The organism is Companilactobacillus kimchii DSM 13961 = JCM 10707, from assembly GCF_001435445.1.
GTDB lineage: Bacteria > Bacillota > Bacilli > Lactobacillales > Lactobacillaceae > Companilactobacillus > Companilactobacillus kimchii.
The window spans coordinates 33,151-48,613 of sequence record NZ_AZDH01000008.1; the positions used below are offsets into that span (position 1 = coordinate 33,151).

General features: G+C 35.9%; 14 protein-coding genes and 1 other annotated feature. Of the genes, 6 read left to right on the top strand and 8 right to left on the bottom strand.

The window, feature by feature from the left end; translation table 11 throughout:
• Nucleotides 1-74: 74 nt before the first annotated feature.
• Nucleotides 75-974 carry a LysR family transcriptional regulator gene (locus FC97_RS04260; protein ID WP_054643867.1) on the top strand — a complete coding sequence of 300 codons (900 nt, stop codon included), beginning with the start codon at nt 75-77 and terminating at the stop codon, nt 972-974.
• Nucleotides 975-1,000: 26 nt separating this feature from the next.
• Here the strand turns inward: FC97_RS04260 and FC97_RS04265 are convergent, their stop codons facing one another.
• Together FC97_RS04265 and FC97_RS04270 are read right to left on the bottom strand one after the other, a co-directional pair.
• Nucleotides 1,001-2,128 carry a lactonase family protein gene (locus tag FC97_RS04265; protein ID WP_056967859.1) on the bottom strand — a complete coding sequence of 376 codons (1,128 nt, stop codon included), beginning with the start codon at nt 2,126-2,128 and terminating at the stop codon, nt 1,001-1,003.
• A gap of 14 nt (nt 2,129-2,142) precedes the next feature.
• Nucleotides 2,143-3,441 carry a mandelate racemase/muconate lactonizing enzyme family protein gene (locus tag FC97_RS04270; protein WP_225868796.1) on the bottom strand — a complete coding sequence of 433 codons (1,299 nt, stop codon included), beginning with the start codon at nt 3,439-3,441 and terminating at the stop codon, nt 2,143-2,145.
• A 218-nt stretch (nt 3,442-3,659) separates the two neighbouring features.
• Between FC97_RS04270 and FC97_RS04275 the strand changes: the two genes are divergently transcribed.
• A complete protein-coding gene (locus FC97_RS04275) occupies nt 3,660-4,649 on the top strand; it encodes a hydroxyacid dehydrogenase (RefSeq protein ID WP_054643870.1) in 990 nt (329 codons plus the stop codon).
• Between the two features lie 16 nt (nt 4,650-4,665).
• On the top strand, nt 4,666-6,063 hold the full coding sequence (locus FC97_RS04280; RefSeq protein WP_054643871.1) for an SLC13 family permease: 1,398 nt from the start codon (nt 4,666-4,668) through the stop codon (nt 6,061-6,063).
• Nucleotides 6,064-6,115: 52 nt separating this feature from the next.
• Here FC97_RS04280 and FC97_RS04285 read toward each other — a convergent pair whose 3' ends face one another.
• Nucleotides 6,116-6,970 (bottom strand): LysR family transcriptional regulator, encoded by an 855-nt coding sequence (locus FC97_RS04285; RefSeq protein ID WP_054643872.1) that lies wholly within the window; start codon nt 6,968-6,970, stop codon nt 6,116-6,118.
• A gap of 110 nt (nt 6,971-7,080) precedes the next feature.
• Here FC97_RS04285 and FC97_RS04290 point away from each other — a divergent pair, with 110 nt between their 5' ends.
• On the top strand, nt 7,081-7,566 hold the full coding sequence (locus tag FC97_RS04290; protein WP_054643873.1) for a GNAT family N-acetyltransferase: 486 nt from the start codon (nt 7,081-7,083) through the stop codon (nt 7,564-7,566).
• Here FC97_RS04290 and FC97_RS04295 read toward each other — a convergent pair.
• Complete coding sequence (locus FC97_RS04295; protein WP_054643874.1) at nt 7,559-8,065, bottom strand: hypothetical protein; 507 nt, start codon at nt 8,063-8,065, stop codon at nt 7,559-7,561. The two genes, FC97_RS04290 and FC97_RS04295, sit on opposite strands and share 8 nt — an antisense overlap.
• Nucleotides 8,066-8,252: 187 nt before the next feature.
• Nucleotides 8,253-8,503, top strand: a binding site (T-box leader).
• A gap of 78 nt (nt 8,504-8,581) precedes the next feature.
• Here FC97_RS04295 and asnA point away from each other — a divergent pair.
• Nucleotides 8,582-9,589 (top strand): aspartate--ammonia ligase, encoded by a 1,008-nt coding sequence (gene asnA, locus FC97_RS04300; protein WP_054643875.1) that lies wholly within the window; start codon nt 8,582-8,584, stop codon nt 9,587-9,589.
• Nucleotides 9,590-9,631: 42 nt separating this feature from the next.
• On the opposite strand, the gene FC97_RS04305 is transcribed toward asnA, so the two are convergent.
• The 4 genes from FC97_RS04305 to FC97_RS04320 all read right to left on the bottom strand — a co-directional run bounded on the left by FC97_RS04305 (nt 9,632) and on the right by FC97_RS04320 (nt 14,301).
• Entirely contained in the window at nt 9,632-10,426 is a 795-nt protein-coding gene (locus FC97_RS04305; RefSeq protein ID WP_054643876.1) for an N-formylglutamate amidohydrolase, read from the bottom strand.
• A gap of 177 nt (nt 10,427-10,603) precedes the next feature.
• Nucleotides 10,604-11,353, bottom strand: a complete 750-nt coding sequence (locus FC97_RS04310; protein WP_054643877.1) for a LiaF transmembrane domain-containing protein — start codon at nt 11,351-11,353, stop codon at nt 10,604-10,606.
• Between the two features lie 2 nt (nt 11,354-11,355).
• Nucleotides 11,356-11,808, bottom strand: coding sequence for a LytTR family DNA-binding domain-containing protein (locus tag FC97_RS04315; RefSeq protein WP_054643878.1), 453 nt, complete (start codon nt 11,806-11,808; stop codon nt 11,356-11,358).
• A gap of 294 nt (nt 11,809-12,102) precedes the next feature.
• Nucleotides 12,103-14,301 (bottom strand): alpha-galactosidase, encoded by a 2,199-nt coding sequence (locus tag FC97_RS04320; RefSeq protein WP_056967862.1) that lies wholly within the window; start codon nt 14,299-14,301, stop codon nt 12,103-12,105.
• 266 nt (nt 14,302-14,567) lie between these two features.
• On the opposite strand from FC97_RS04320, the gene FC97_RS04325 reads away from it, so the two are divergent.
• Nucleotides 14,568-15,266, top strand: a complete 699-nt coding sequence (locus FC97_RS04325; protein WP_054643879.1) for a Bax inhibitor-1/YccA family protein — start codon at nt 14,568-14,570, stop codon at nt 15,264-15,266.
• The last annotated feature ends 197 nt before the right edge of the window (nt 15,267-15,463 follow it).

The following is a 15,463-nucleotide window of genomic DNA, read 5'->3' on the forward strand; positions in this document are numbered from 1 at the left end:
ATTAATCGAAGTAATAATTGTTCATGTATAATAATGTTAGTTATTTAATTTTTTTTAATTGGGGGATCGTTGTAATGGAAATCAATCGACTCAAAACTTTTTTATCTGTCGCCAGAAATGGTAGTTTCAAATCTGCTGCCGAAAAATTATTTCTTTCTCCACGAGCAGTTTCAAAACAGATGGATCAAATCGAAAATGAACTCGGTACCTCACTATTTGAACGGAAGAAAAATAGTACTAAATTAAATCGTGCTGGTAAGCAATTTGTTGTTACAGCACAAGATATCGTCAATACTTACAACGATGCTCTAACTAAAATACAAACTATCAATGAAAAACCAACACCCACTTTGAGAATTGGCTTCTCATCCCTCAATCAGACCGTCATTTTAGAAACCATCATTGCTCCCTTTATGAAAAAATATCCGGAAATCAAACTCGAGTTAAAGGAAGAAAGTGGCATTCGTTTGATTCAATTATTGAAGCGTAACAATTTGGATTTTGCGGTCACACCCTTTTACGACCTTTCTCGTGAAAATGCTGATTTCAAGGCCATGAAGATGATCAAACTAGCCGAAGGCGAATTAATGCTCGGAGTTAGTGTCAACAGTCCTCTTGCTCAACAAGATTCAGCAAGTCTAGACGAAATAAAACATATGAAAGTCCTTTATTACAGTTCCTCTGAATCTTATTATTTGAGAGAAGTTTTCCTTGATAAATTCGACGGCTTCCTCACACCTGAACAGATTAGTCGTGTTTCTTCACTAGAGCAGCGTGATATGTTAGTTGCTTCCAACAACGGGGTTGGCTTTTATCCTAGCCCTTTTATAAATAAGGAACGGGCACAAAATCCAATGATCAAGTTCCTCAAAATCACAGACAATGTTAATAAATACTATGCTTCAGCTTTCCTGTATCAACCGAATAATAAAAATCCTTCACTAAGAAATTTAATTTCTGAATTAAAGGAGTGAAATCCTAAACGATTTCGCCTCTTTTTTTAAGCTAGAAAATCAGTAGCTTCAAGAACACGGACACAGGCGTCATGCTTGATACCAGTTTGAGCGATGCTTAAGTAACCGTACTTAGTATCACGATTGAAGAGGATTAAATCGTTAGTGTTTTGGTTAGCGCAAAGTAAGAAATCTCCATTCTTACTCAAACTGAAATCACGTGGAAAGACACCTTCAGTCTTAATATTTTGAATCTTTTCAAGATGTTTACCACCATCCAAAACCTTATAAACAGTAATTGAATCATGTCCACGGTTTGAGATATATAGGAACTTCTCATCAGGTGACAATCTGATAGCAGCTGAGCCACTGTGACCAACATACCCTTCAGGAATATTAGAGTAGTCAGCAATTCTTTCCAATTTACCAGTTTCATGGTTGTACTCGACAACACCGACACGGCTAGATAGTTCACCTAGAACATAGATGTAATTAGTTTTTTTGGCAATGGCCAATTGACGAGGACCAAATCCTGACTTTGCATCAAAGGCCGACTTCAAAGTTAATTCTGCAGTATCGAAATCAACATCGTAAATGAATAACTTGTCACAACCTAATCCGCAAACAATTAATCTGCCATCTGGCAACTCTCTGGCAAAATGAATATGGGCGTGATCTTGTTCAACTAGTGGTCCGTGACCTTCGATTGGATAAGTATGACTATCAGTGATCTCATAGTTATCGTTCATCTTAAAAGTATGAATAGCATTAGTATTATAATTTGCGGCAAACAAAACCTTATGCTCACTGTCGATTGAAATATATGAAGGAACTGTATATGGTAATTCATTCCAGAAATAAAGATTCTTCGCAGCATCATAAGCTTCGTAAGATCCATGTTTCTTAGGTAAATAACTAGCTGAAATCAATTTACCAGTTTTGACATCAACGATTCCTACTCCACCTTGATTACCATCTTTAGTCAAAACAGTTGCAATTTTTCCATCAGTCTCAGAATAATTTAGAAAAGCTGGATTATCGACTTTAGCCAACAAGCTAATATCGATAATCTTTTTTTCGTCAGTATCAAGGGTAGCGACGTACATACCTTCTGATTGATTGTGGGGCGTATAACTATCTTCTGTATAACCGCCTAAAATAAATTTATCCTTCATTTTAAAAGCCTCCGTTATTTAATAGTTACTTTCTTACATTTAGCAATGACTTCTGGTTTCAATTCTTGGCCAATACCAGGTCTGTCAGGAATATCAATAAAGCCATTTACTGGTTGATAATCATCATATTTACATGTTGCACGATCTTTAGCATTGATAGCACGTTGATAAACTTCGTGAATCAAGAAATTAGGGATAACTGCTTCAACTTGAAGAGCCGCTGCAATCGCGATTGGGCCTCCACAAACATGAACTTGAGCGTTGATGTCATACGTATAAGCCATATCACAAATCTTTTTAGCTTCAGAGATTCCACCAGCTAAACAAAGATCAGGTTGAGCAACTTTGATAGAACGATCTTCAAAGAATTTTCTAAAGCCCCAACGAGTGAATACTCTCTCACCTGCAGCGATTGGAATATTAACTCTTTGAGAAACTTCCAAAGTATTGTCAGGATTCAATGTATTAACGGGTTCTTCATAATAAAGAATATCCAAATCTTCAAGTGCTTGACCGATCTTAATGGCAGAAGTCGTATCTGAGTTAGCGTGCATATCAATAATGATGTCCAAGTCATCCCCGCCAACCTCACGCATTGCTTTAACACGATCGTAAGCGACCTTAATAACATGTTGAGAAACAGTTCCTTTGGTATTCCATTCGCCACCACCATCTGGTTGGTCACTCAACATAATAGGATCGAACTTCAAGGCATCATAGCCTTCAGACATAACCTTCTCCGTTACCTTTGCATAATCCTCAGGTGTGATCAATTTTAGTTTGTCGATATGTTCACCCCAGTTATATTGCAATTGACTGGCATAAGCTCTGAGATGATCATTAGTTTTACCACCTAAAATTTCATAGGTAGGAGTGTTGTAGTACTTGCCTTTAATATCCCAAAGTGCAATATCGATGGCACTAATAGCTGCATTGACAACGACGCCACCGGCAATTCCCCAATAAGTAGTATTGAAAAGTTTGTCCCAAATCTTCTCAATGTTCAATGGATCTTCACCGATAATAACTTGGCTGAAGTCTTGTAACATACCAAAACCGCCACGCCAACCTTTGCCGTATGCCAATCCAGCTTCGCCAAAACCACAAATATCAGTATCAGTGTTAATTCTGATTACTAGTGGACACCAATCTTCCTTGGACCCCTGACCATTGCCACTAAAACTAGGATCTTCACTTGGAACCTTCATAATATCAACGCTAACAATCTTCATCGTCTTTCCTCCATTCAAATTACTTTGTGCAACTATTTTCAAATTAATTGTAGTTACATTTTTCACTAATGCACAGTTCATTTATTTACCCCTGCTGAACTTTTTGTTCTTATTTTTGATTATTTTATTTTTGTAAGAGCTTGAAAAATCCTAGTAAAACAATATTTCAACCTTTTTATACGTAATATTTAGTTCGTCTGGGGTCCATTTGGTGACTGTAGCTTAGTGAAATCATTAACTATAATTAGTGGTGAATTTAAATTAGTGATATATGTAACTTTTATAGGAGGTTGCCACATATGAAGAAAGTCTTATTAAGTGAAAAGATCGATGATAAGGGAATCCAGCTTCTTAAGGACAATGGTTTTGATGTTCAAGTTTCCGTTGGAACTGACGTTGAAACAATGAAAAAAGAGATCAAGGATGCTTATGCCGTAATCATGCGTTCATCCGAACTACCTGCTGAAGTAATTGATGCCGGTGAAAATCTTAAGATCATCTCACGTAATGGTACTGGTATTAATAACGTTGATGTCGACGAAGCCACCAAGAAAAATATTTTAGTAGCCAAAGTTAACGGTGCTAATGCATTTGCCGTTGCTGAATACGTTATGACGACTATGTTGATGCTAAGTAGAAAAGTTTTAGCTTCAAATAAATTGATCCATGAAAAGAAAGATGAATTAGCTGAAATTGGCTCACTACCCGGTTTCTCAACTCAATTTAACCTCAACGGTAATGAACTTCGTGGCAAGACTTTAGCTATTCTTGGTTTAGGAAAAATTGGTCGTGAATTAGTTAAATTAGCTCAAGCATTTGGTATGAATGTTGTTGGCTACGATCCATACTTGAAAGAATCACCAGTAAAACTTTACAAGAATTTAAAAGATATTTATCCCGTAGCTGATTTTCTTTCAATTAACATGCCACTCACACCTGAAACAAAGAATATGATCACTGCCGATGAACTAGCCACTATGAAAGATTCAGCTTTCATTATTAATTCAGCTCGTGGTGGAATCATTAACGAAAATGATTTGGCCGCTGCTCTAAATGCTGGAACTATTGCAGGTGCCGCGGTTGATTCCTTCAATCCTGAACCACCAGCTCCAGATAACCCACTATTCACAAGTAAGAACACTATTTTGACAAGCCATATGGCTGGAACAACCGTTGAAGCTAACCAAGCTCTCGGACTCGGTGCTGCTCAAGCTATTATTGACTTCTCAAATGGTAAAGTACCCGAATTCCCAGTTAATCAAGAAATTTTAGCATCAGAAAATAAATAACAAGAGGTAACCCACTATGAAACATAAAAAGTTAATTGCCGGCATAGTTGGGATCGTTCTTGGAGTTATTATCACTTTCTTTATTCCAACTCCTCATGGTCTAACTCATGCGGGTATGATTGTTTTAGCTTCACTAGTTACAGCTAATATTTTCTGGATTTTTAACGTTATTCCTAGTTTTGCTACTGGCTTATTGATGCTTTCTTCTTGGGTCGTTTTAGGTGCTGTTAAATTCGAAGTCGCCTATCAAATTTTCTCAACAACGACTATGTGGATCATCATCGGTGGCCTAGGTTTAGGTGCCGCTGCTACCAAAACTGGTTTAATTAAGAGAATTGCATTAAAAATTATGACTTTCTTCCCAGCTAATTTTAGAGGTCAAACTTTGGCACTCTTCACAGCTGGTACAATTATTGCTCCTATGATTCCTAGCGCCCATCCTAAAACAGCTATGAGTACACCAATTGCTAAGGGAATCAGCAACGCCTTAGGTTACAAACCTTTTGGTAAAGGTAGTTCTGGACTATTTCTTGCTGCACTCTGGGGCTTCTTCGTTACCGAAGCCAGTTTCTTAAGTGCTACGGCACAAAATTATGCTTTCAAAGGACTCTTACCCGCCAAAGCTCAAGCCCAATTGAACTGGGGTAATTGGTTCATTATGATGATTCCTTGGACAATTATTATTTTGATTGGTGGTTATTTCTTATTAACTTTCCTATTCAAACCCAAAAATGATAAACCCGTTTCTCGAGAATTTATTTCAAAACAATTGGATGAATTAGGACCAATGTCACGTGAAGAAAAAATTACTGCGGCTGTTATCTTGGTTGCTATCGTCTTTTGGATTCTGGAATCCGTCTTCAATATTCCAGCTGCCGTTACTGCCATTATTGGTGTTAGTGTTCTAGTTGCTCTAAAAGTTTTGACTCCAGAAGACTTCAAGACTCGCTTGAGTTGGAACACAATTATCTTCATCGGTACTGTTATGGCTTTAGGTAATGTTATGCAATCAGCTGGTTTAACAACTTGGTTAAGAAAAATCTTAGCTCCAGCTATTTCACCAATTATTGGAAACATTTATATTACCGTAATCGTTTTGCCTATTATTATTTATCTATGCAAGTTTGTCGTTGTATCTTTGATTTCTACCGGTACTTTAATCACAATCGGCTTGCTTCCATTCTTCTCACAAATGAGTTTCAGTCCTGCAATTATCGCTATTATCGTTACAACCAGTGTTAATGTTTGGCTTTTGTCTTACATGAACGCCCCTATTTTGACAGGTAGTGCTGCTGTTCAAGATAGTATGGCTTCACGTGGTGCCATGGCTAAATCGTCTATTGGTTATATGTTATTGAATATCGTTGGTTTACTCGTTTGTGTTCCACTTTGGCAACTTATGGGTATCGCTTAAAATTAACAAAAATAATAACCGTCACTCCTTCGGGAATGGCGGTTATTTTGTTCTAAAACATTTGAATAAATTCAGAAATCAAATTGGATTTATCCTTATAATTTCTAGTCAACAAATGGGCGTGAACGTGATTCACAATATCAGTTTTAATAACTCGTAACTTCTGATTCTCTATTTCATTTTCTACCATTGTTAATGGTAAATAACTGAATCCTAATCCATTAACTACTGCCGCTTTGATAGCCGCAATACTATCTAAACTAGTGGTTCTAAATTGGCGTTGATGTTGCTGCCAAACGGCAGTTTCAAATTGATTACGATAACTACATTCCGGTTCATTGATGATAAATTGAGCGTTTTGATCATCAAGTATTTTTTGAAATGAAACTTTACTATCCGTTGGCACCACTAAAACCATTTCTTGTTCGCCCAAATCATGATCAATCAGTTTCTTACTAGGACGACTAGGCCACATCATGAAAGCCACATCCACTTCACCCCGCAACAATGTTTCTTCATTATGTAAGCAAGTCGCATTCCGCAATTCAATTTGAACTTGAGGATATTTCTGTTTAAATTGCTTCAACATCGGTGCCACCATAGAGATAGTTAATGATTCTGGTGCCGCAATTTTTAAAATCCCTGTTTGTTCTGCTTCTTGATTCCAAGTCTTGATTTCAGAAAAATTCTCTAACGTCTTCGTCACCAATGGTAGAAGTTCTATTCCAGCCTGCGTGATTATGACTTGTCGTTTTTGATATTCGAATAATTTAGTTCCTAATTCCGTTTCTAAATTTTTGATCTGCATTGAAACATTCGACTGCGTATAACCTAATAATTCAGCTGCTTTTGAAAAATTGCGTGTCTCCGAAATCATTTTAAAGGTGGTTAACTCACGTACATCCATAATTTTGTCCTAACTATCAATTATTTTGATAATACCTATTCTTAATATCAATTATACATATCAATAGTCTCATATTACAATTGAATCATCATTAAGAAACGAGGCTCTCCATGCAAATAATTCCTTATCAAAATAAACCTAAAAATCAGGCTCAGTTAGTCGATTTAATTAATTATTGTCAAAACATCGAAGCCAAATTAGATATCAAAATGGCTGAACAAGACGATGTTTTTCAAATCCCAACCTACTATCAAAAAAATGACGGTAATTTTTGGATTGCTTTAGACAACAATCAAATTGTAGGCTCCATTGCTTTTTTGCCCTTAGACAATAAAACTGCAGTCCTAAAAAAATTCTTCACTTATCCAAAATATCGTGGTCAACCTCACCATTTAGGTACCCAACTTTATCAAACTTTATTGACCCATGCCAAACTAAAGTCATTCCAACGTATTATTTTGGATACACCAGAAAAAGAAGAACGTTCACACTATTTTTATGAAAAACAAGGTTTTCAACAGGTTGCTCCAGAGAATTTTCACGCTGACTATCTCTATCCTGACCGTGATTCCAGACTATATGTTCTAACTATTTAGCCAAGTTTTGAACATCATCAACTAATTTTTGAGACATTTCTAAACTCCGATGTATATCATTCACTACTTTAGAATATCCCTCTAATAGTTCCTTTGACTTAGGATGATTTTGATAGGCTTGATAGGCCAACTGCAAATCCAACATTTTTCCATCTAAATCATTTCGTAATCGAATCTGTTCATCTTCAATAATTTCGTGTAATGACGGACGTAATCGTTTTAAAATTTCTGGATTTAAGCCATTAGTTTTATTCAATGGGTTATACGGATACGCCGTTACTACAGTATATTCCTCGACATTTAGTACCATCAAGACATCATTATCACGATATATTTGAATATTTCCATTGGAATCATCGTCATTTTTGAAAAAATTTGCTTCACTCAAAAATCTTTGTGTCCATGTTTGAACCTTGGTTTTAGGAATATTAAATCGTGTCCGAATCCTCATTGTAGCGTGTTTACTGATTTTATATTTTTGTGAATTAGGGACTCCCATTGCTTCCACCTCAATTTAAAATTACGCAATTTTAGTGTAAGTAAAATCCAAAATTTTAGATATTTGAAAAGTTAATTTTTACATTTTCTCTACATTAGAGCAATTCTAATTAGTCTTTCTAAAATTAGTTTTTATCAAATTTTTATTTTACATTTTCGAATTTAATGCTAATATAAGTGTCACAAGATAAAAAACGACAAGAAAGAAGAGTAAGTTTTTCCACACTGACAGTGAATTGGGAATGGTGAGAACCCAACTAGTAAATGGAATCGCTGAATAACACTTTCTTATGTTTCTGGCTGAAATGACTACGTCAAAGTAAGTACAGACGTTAACCGGTACGTTACCATCGGTGGAGCATGTTTGTGCTCTTATTGAGGTGGTCTGTTTTTATATAGACAACTTGGGTGGTACCGCGAAAAGTCTTTCGTCCCAGTTATTATTAATTTAATAACTAGGATGAAAGACTTTTTTATTTTGCATAAATGGAACTATCAATCAATTGGAGGACTCAAAATGGACTTAATTATACCTAAGGATTACGATCCAAAACTATCTGTTAAAGAAACTCAAAAAGCGATTCAATATATTCGTGAAACTTTTCAAGATGAATTCGGTAAAGAATTAAACTTATCCCGTTTATCCGCACCAATGATGGTCGAAAAAGGTACTGGTTTGAACGATAACCTTAATGGTGTCGAATCACCTGTTTCCTTTACGATGAAAGGTATTCCCGGTGAAACTATCGAAATCGTTCACTCACTAGCAAAATGGAAACGTCTAGCTTTGAAACGTTACCACTTCGACATGCACGAAGGTATTTACACTAACATGAATGCTATCAGAAAAGATGAAGACCTCGATAACATCCATTCAATCTATGTCGATCAATGGGATTGGGAAAAAATCATCGCTAAAGATGAACGTACAACTGAAACTTTGGAAAATACTGTTAAACAAATTTTCAAAGTTATCAAACATATGGAACACGAAGTTTGGTATAAGTTCCCTAAAGCAGTTCATCACCTACCTGACGAAATTCACTTCGTTACAACTCAAGAACTAGAAGACCGCTGGCCTGACAAGACACCTAAGGAACGTGAAGATGCCATCTGTAAAGAATACGGTGCTGTCTTCTTAATGCAAATCGGTGGACCTATGAAGAGTGGCAAACGTCATGACGGCCGTGCCCCTGATTATGATGACTGGAAATTAAACGGTGATATCTTGTTCTGGTACGAACCTCTACAACATGCCCTTGAAATTTCAAGTATGGGTATCCGTGTTTCCGAAGAATCAATGAAGGAACAATTAAAGATGGCTCACGCTGAAGATCGTGCCAAATTACCATTCCATCAAGCCTTATTGAAGGGCGAATTACCATACACCATCGGTGGTGGTATCGGACAATCACGTCTTTGCATGTTGTTACTTGGCAAAGCTCACGTTGGTGAAGTTCAAGCTGCTGTTTGGCCTGAAGATCTTCGTAAAAAATGTGACGAAAATAACATCCATTTACTATAAAAATAAAGCTCATATTCTGTTTTTGAACAGAGTACGGGCTTTTTATTTGGATAAAATATAATTAAGTAATTCCATAAAAATACTTTGTAAACTATTCTTGGCTGTTGTGAATGTACCCACATCAACTCCGGATAATTCTTCCTCACCAAAGTAACGATTTTCAATATACATATGATAGGCCAATTCAATTTGCATTGATTCTACACGTGGATTCTGACCGTAATGTGGCGTGATATAACCGCCTGTGAACGGATGATTATTGGAAACTGAATAACCTTTTTGATTGAACTGTTCCGTCATAAATTGACGTAATTTAATATCAGAAGTCGTGTCAAAACGATTCCCCAGCACAATATCATCAGTCTTGACGTCTTCATGTGGATATTCCGCAAAACTGTGGAGATCGAATAAATATACTTTTTCGAACTTCTCTAGTTTATGATCAATTAACTTTTGCAATTGTTGATGATACGGTTTGTAAAAAATTTCGATTCGTTGAGATATTTGATCTGGTGTTAACGAATCTTGATAAATGTCCTTGCCGAAAGTCGTTTTGCTATAGACTACTTCATAACGATAATCACCATTCTGATCAATCATAGTAAGATCCCGATTTGGATCTGCCATATAGCGATGCATATTATTTTGTAAAGTGGTGAATCCACTTTGTGGTAGAAAATCGTATAAATCTGGTAAAAACCAATCAACATTAGGCAAAGGTCGATCCGGAATAATCTCTTTTTGAATTTCAGCAGGAATTTGCGTCCCACTGTGTGGTAAATCGATAATAATCGGTAATTCATCAATTCCTTCATTGTAGACTGTGAAGTTTTCCATCGTTTCTCCCTCTCTTCTTTATTTTATTAGACTACCATTTTTGCAAAATGGAAACTTGCTTTTACTACTCTATTTTAATATTTTGCCGTTTTGCTAAAATAGAATTCTATTTTTGTTCTTCTATTTTAATATTTCGCCGTTTTACTAAAATAGAGCCGCATAATTGCGACTCTATTTTTAAATATAACTAATTTTTAAATTACCCAAGGAAACTAATCCTGAAATTGTAACATCTGGACTGTCTTCATCAACGTTGCGAACACCATCTTCTGTGATGTTTCCCATATTATTATTTACGCCCTTGATAATATTCCAATTACTAGGAATGTATAATTCAGCTCCACCCAAGGAAACATTAACATTAATAATCGCTGTATCCTTAACAGTCACGTGATCGAAATAAACTTTAGCTTCACCCATATTCACATCAATATTAGCCGTCTTAAAATCATCCGACTTCACATATCTAACGCTGTTACCCATTTTGACATAAACATCAACATCTGGCTCATCGATTGTCTTCATATCAGGCTCGGATTTATACTCATAGCTAAAAAAAGGACCACGATGACCTCTAGTAAAGGCTTTTCTATATCTCATCCAAGGACGATGTCTATTCAATAGTGGGTTCAAAATCATTGATAAACCAATTGTTATTAATAATGCAGCTCCCAATATTGTCCAAGGAACAATTGCCGTAATTCCCAAAGGTTTCGCATATAGGATCCCCAAGAATGCTAAAGAGAAGACTGTTCCCGAAATTGAGAAGTACACCAAACTCTTAACTAAAACTGCCACCAGAAAGATAGTAGCTATAATTGTCCAAAAACTGAACGTATATGTAATTAGATGCAATTGACTGACAACTAGAATCGCAGCACTTAATAGTAAGAATAGACCCCAAAAGATTCCATTTCTATTTTTCATAATTAAACCTTCCTTTGATTCAATTTGATCTTCAAACTCTTTAAAAATCGCCTTGAAACGTAAATTTGCTTGTAAGAATCACGAAATTGAACAACATTACCAGTTACCGAACGCGTTAACGAGAGAATTTCATCAACATTCAAAATAGCTGACTTAGATATCCGCAAAAAATTATCCGGCAAATTCTGTTCCAATTCGTATAACCGATAATGAATTAAAAAGGCGTTGTCTTTAGTGTGCGCATAGACATTTCGGTCATTAGTCTCAAAAAATAAGATTTCTCTGAGTTGCAGCGAATAAACAGTATCATCCAAATAACCATTGAGACTGTGAAATCTAGTTTCAACTTCTTTGATGTTATGTAAAATTTCTTGAACTTCATCATCATTTTTATTCGCATGAATCACAATCTCTTTTTCCGAGTATTGCGGCGAAATATCTACTTTTATTTTCACATCGAACAACCCTTTCGTTAAATGTATTACACCACATCCCCATTCTGATGTACATACTAGTGGTTTATGCGGTTAAAATTCAAACCTAAGTGGTTATTTTAAACTAAAAGAACAGCCTCTATTAATCATTCAAGATATACCTTTTACTTGAATCTCTTAATAGAGGCCGTTCTTATTTATTATTTAGATTTTATAATGATTATTTAGCGAAGTAGGGTTTTTAGCTCCAAGTCGACCCATGGCGTTCCAACCAAATTTTCTTGTTGTGGAGGACGGCAGAACCTAACTTCTAACTCATTTAGAATTGGAAGCTTCTTCAATATAAATTTGTTCTGAGGGGTAATTACCTTTTGGCTGCATCAATTTCAATCCAGCGTTCATTAAGGCATCGCCGCTGTAAATATAATTTTTGACTTTATATTTAACATTGGACTTCAAGCCACGTAATTTAATATAGACGAACGGAGGATTACCGACTACATCCGTTGCCACAACCGTAACCAAACTTTGTGATCGATCTTTAGAAACAATTTGCCAAGCCACGACATCACTATCACGAACAAATGGACTGACCAGACGATAATAATCACCATTGAAAGTCATTTCTTGAATATTTTTGTAAAAATCAGTATAGGTCTTAGCTTGCTTTTTGTCCGCATCACTCATCTTAGTGACATCTAACTCATAGCCAAACGTTCCCGCCATTGCTACATTAGCTCGGGTTTCAAATGGCGTTATTCGTCCATTTTGATGGTTAGGACTAGCTGAAATATGCGAACCCATCGTTGATATAGGATAGAAGAAACTCGTTCCATATTGGATCTTTAAACGATTGATAGCATCCGTATTATCCGAAGTCCAAATCTGCGGTTCATATGCCAACATCCCTAAATCAAATCGAGCACCACCACTAGAACAACCTTCAAATAAAACGTCAGGATATCTTCGAGTTAATCGTCCTAACAATTTATAGAGTCCCAACACATAGCGATGTTGTAACTCTCCTTGTCGTTTGTTAGCTAAATTTTTAGAATACCACTCAGTGATTGGACGATTCATGTCCCATTTAATATAGCTAACATTGGCACTATCCAAAACATCAGATATTCGGTCAAACAAATAATTTTGAACTGCCTCTTTTGACATATCCAAAACCATTTGTCCTCTACTCAATAACGGTTTGCGATGTGGGAAATTCAAGACCCAATCGGGATGAGCATTATAAAGTTCACTATCTTCATTAATCATTTCAGGTTCAAACCAAATTCCGAATTCCATTCCTAAAGCATTGATTTTTGTTACCAATTCATTCAACGAACAACCAAGTTTTTGTTCATTTACAAACCAATCGCCTAAAGAACTATTGTCATCTGAACGCTTGCCAAACCAACCATCATCCATAACAAAAAGATTGGCACCGATATCTTTAGCAGCCGTTGCTATCTCTAATAATCTTTTGCCAGTAAAATCAAAATAAGTTGCTTCCCAATTGTTGATCAACACTGGACGTGGACCATTGACATACTTACTACGACAAAGGTTCTCTCTTATTGCATCATGGAAATTATGCGACAATTGCGTCAAACCTGTACTAGAAAAACTCATAACTGCTTCGGGAACTTCAAACATAGCTCCTGGATCTAGTTGCCATGAGAATTCATTATCGCCAAGTCCTAAAGTAACTCGACTCTGTTCCAAAGTCCCCAATTCAGCCGTTGCCTGAAAATTACCACTATAAACAAGATTGAAGCCATAACAGTTGCCCGTTTCTTCAGTCGTATTTTTATCTAAAAGTATGAAGCCGGGATTTTCTTTAGCACTCGATATCCCGTAGTCTGATCCAAAAGTCGTTACATTATGAGTCAAAGCAACTCGTTCGAAGTTACGTTCATCCGCCCAACGACCGTGAAAATGGATCAAATCATATTGACCCGAAATAAGGTCGAGTGATAGGGATTGAGCCTTTTTAATCTGGATTGCATTTTCACTAAGATTACTAATGACTACAGCTCGAGTGATAACATCCTTATCCTCAAATACACCATAATAAAGTTCAACTTCAATATCGGAGACAACATCTACTAAGGTGATTTTCAAAGTTTGAGCATCGTTATCATGAGCATAAAATGAAGGCAATTCGGTCAAACTATATTTACCATCTAAAACCTCGTAACCTTTATACTTCAAATCAATAATTCGTGTGCCATCAGCATTCTCAACATCCAGAGCCACACTCCCTAAATCTCCAGTACCTACAGTGGGAAACTCTTGTGGCATCAAGGTCAAAGAACCAATTCGATTCTTTGATTCATATGGATAAGGCGCAAAATGAGAAGGTCCATCATATAACAAGTAAGAAAGATCTTGATGATCAATTCTCTTTCCATAATAAAGATGATAAAGATAACCAAAGTCGCCAACTTTCATTTGATAGGTACTATTCCGTGTCTGAAGTGTAAATATTTTTTTATCGTCATTTATTAGAATTGCCATTGTCAGTTTCCCTTCTATTTTTAACAGTCTTTATTCCATCACTGTCTTAGATACTAACCCAATGCTCATTACAAAGTAACCCACTAGAAGATAGTAAAAAATAAATCTATGTCCACATCGTTCCAGCCAATCGGTTTTTCTGTGGAGGATGGCATACTTAATCAAATTTAATAAGAATCAAAATAATAATTCCATAATATTTACTACTAATATCAATAAATGTTATGCTATTGTACAATAATTATAGAGTCTTTAAGGAGGAAACTATGCAAAGTATAGACAAAGTAAAAGCCACTGGTTTGGCTAGATTCACATCTCTAGTGTACTTATACACTGGCTTGGGAATTGCTTTTTGGATGATTTGTGCTCAAGCAATTGCTAAGAACACTGCTTTATCCATGGCACTGTTCCAAGGTATGGCAAATCACCGTATTATTTCACTAATTTTAATGATCGGTATTCCAATGGGTTTCATCAGTTTATGTAGTCTTTTCGCAACGAGATCTTATTTCCTAACATTTTTAACTTACTTAGGATTCTTGTTCACACTATCATTTATCGGTGTTCCAATTTTCTACATGTATTCAGCTAAGAGTATCATTCAAACATTAACCGTTACATCGGCTATCTTCGTTGTTTCAGCTTTTATTGGTTTCGTTACCAAGAAAGATTTAACTAAGTGGAGCCGTACCTTGATAATTGGCCTTATTTCAGTCATTGTGGTTGAAGCAATCAACCTCTTCATCTTCAAGAGTACAGCCTTAATGATGCTCGTTAGTGGAGTTATCATCATTCTCTTCTTGTTCTACATTGCTTTTGATTCTCAAAATATCAAACGTATTTATCAAAACAATGCTACATCAGAGAGCCTTGGTGCTATTGCATTACTTGCATCAGTTAACTTGGTACTTGATTTCATTAACTTGTTCTTAAGTATCATCCAAATCTTTGGAAATAATAACTAATTTAAGAAGCGTAAAACTATCATTCAGTTTTACGCTTTTTATTTCCACTTGAATCAAATTATTTGCATATAGATTAATAAGCTAGTAATATCATCATTTCAAAGAAAAGACTCGAAAACGTCAGCCCTCATATGCTATGTTTTGAAGTGCAATAAAAAAGTTAGACATTTTTATAGGTTTTAAAAAATCATGGATTG

Bases quoted from the DNA above. Each gene is read 5' to 3' on its own strand.
- FC97_RS04265 (WP_056967859.1), bottom strand. From the start codon at position 2,128: ATGAAGGATAAATTTATTTTAGGCGGTTATACAGAAGATAGTTATACG.
- FC97_RS04285 (WP_054643872.1), bottom strand. From the start codon at position 6,970: ATGGATGTACGTGAGTTAACCACCTTTAAAATGATTTCGGAGACACGC.
- FC97_RS04280 (WP_054643871.1), top strand. From the start codon at position 4,666: ATGAAACATAAAAAGTTAATTGCCGGCATAGTTGGGATCGTTCTTGGA.
- FC97_RS04310 (WP_054643877.1), bottom strand. From the start codon at position 11,353: ATGAAAAATAGAAATGGAATCTTTTGGGGTCTATTCTTACTATTAAGT.
- FC97_RS04325 (WP_054643879.1), top strand. From the start codon at position 14,568: ATGCAAAGTATAGACAAAGTAAAAGCCACTGGTTTGGCTAGATTCACA.
- FC97_RS04305 (WP_054643876.1), bottom strand. From the start codon at position 10,426: ATGGAAAACTTCACAGTCTACAATGAAGGAATTGATGAATTACCGATT.
- FC97_RS04270 (WP_225868796.1), bottom strand. From the start codon at position 3,441: ATGAACTGTGCATTAGTGAAAAATGTAACTACAATTAATTTGAAAATA.
- FC97_RS04260 (WP_054643867.1), top strand. From the start codon at position 75: ATGGAAATCAATCGACTCAAAACTTTTTTATCTGTCGCCAGAAATGGT.
- FC97_RS04290 (WP_054643873.1), top strand. From the start codon at position 7,081: ATGCAAATAATTCCTTATCAAAATAAACCTAAAAATCAGGCTCAGTTA.
- FC97_RS04295 (WP_054643874.1), bottom strand. From the start codon at position 8,065: ATGGGAGTCCCTAATTCACAAAAATATAAAATCAGTAAACACGCTACA.
- asnA (WP_054643875.1), top strand. From the start codon at position 8,582: ATGGACTTAATTATACCTAAGGATTACGATCCAAAACTATCTGTTAAA.
- FC97_RS04320 (WP_056967862.1), bottom strand. From the start codon at position 14,301: ATGGCAATTCTAATAAATGACGATAAAAAAATATTTACACTTCAGACA.
- FC97_RS04275 (WP_054643870.1), top strand. From the start codon at position 3,660: ATGAAGAAAGTCTTATTAAGTGAAAAGATCGATGATAAGGGAATCCAG.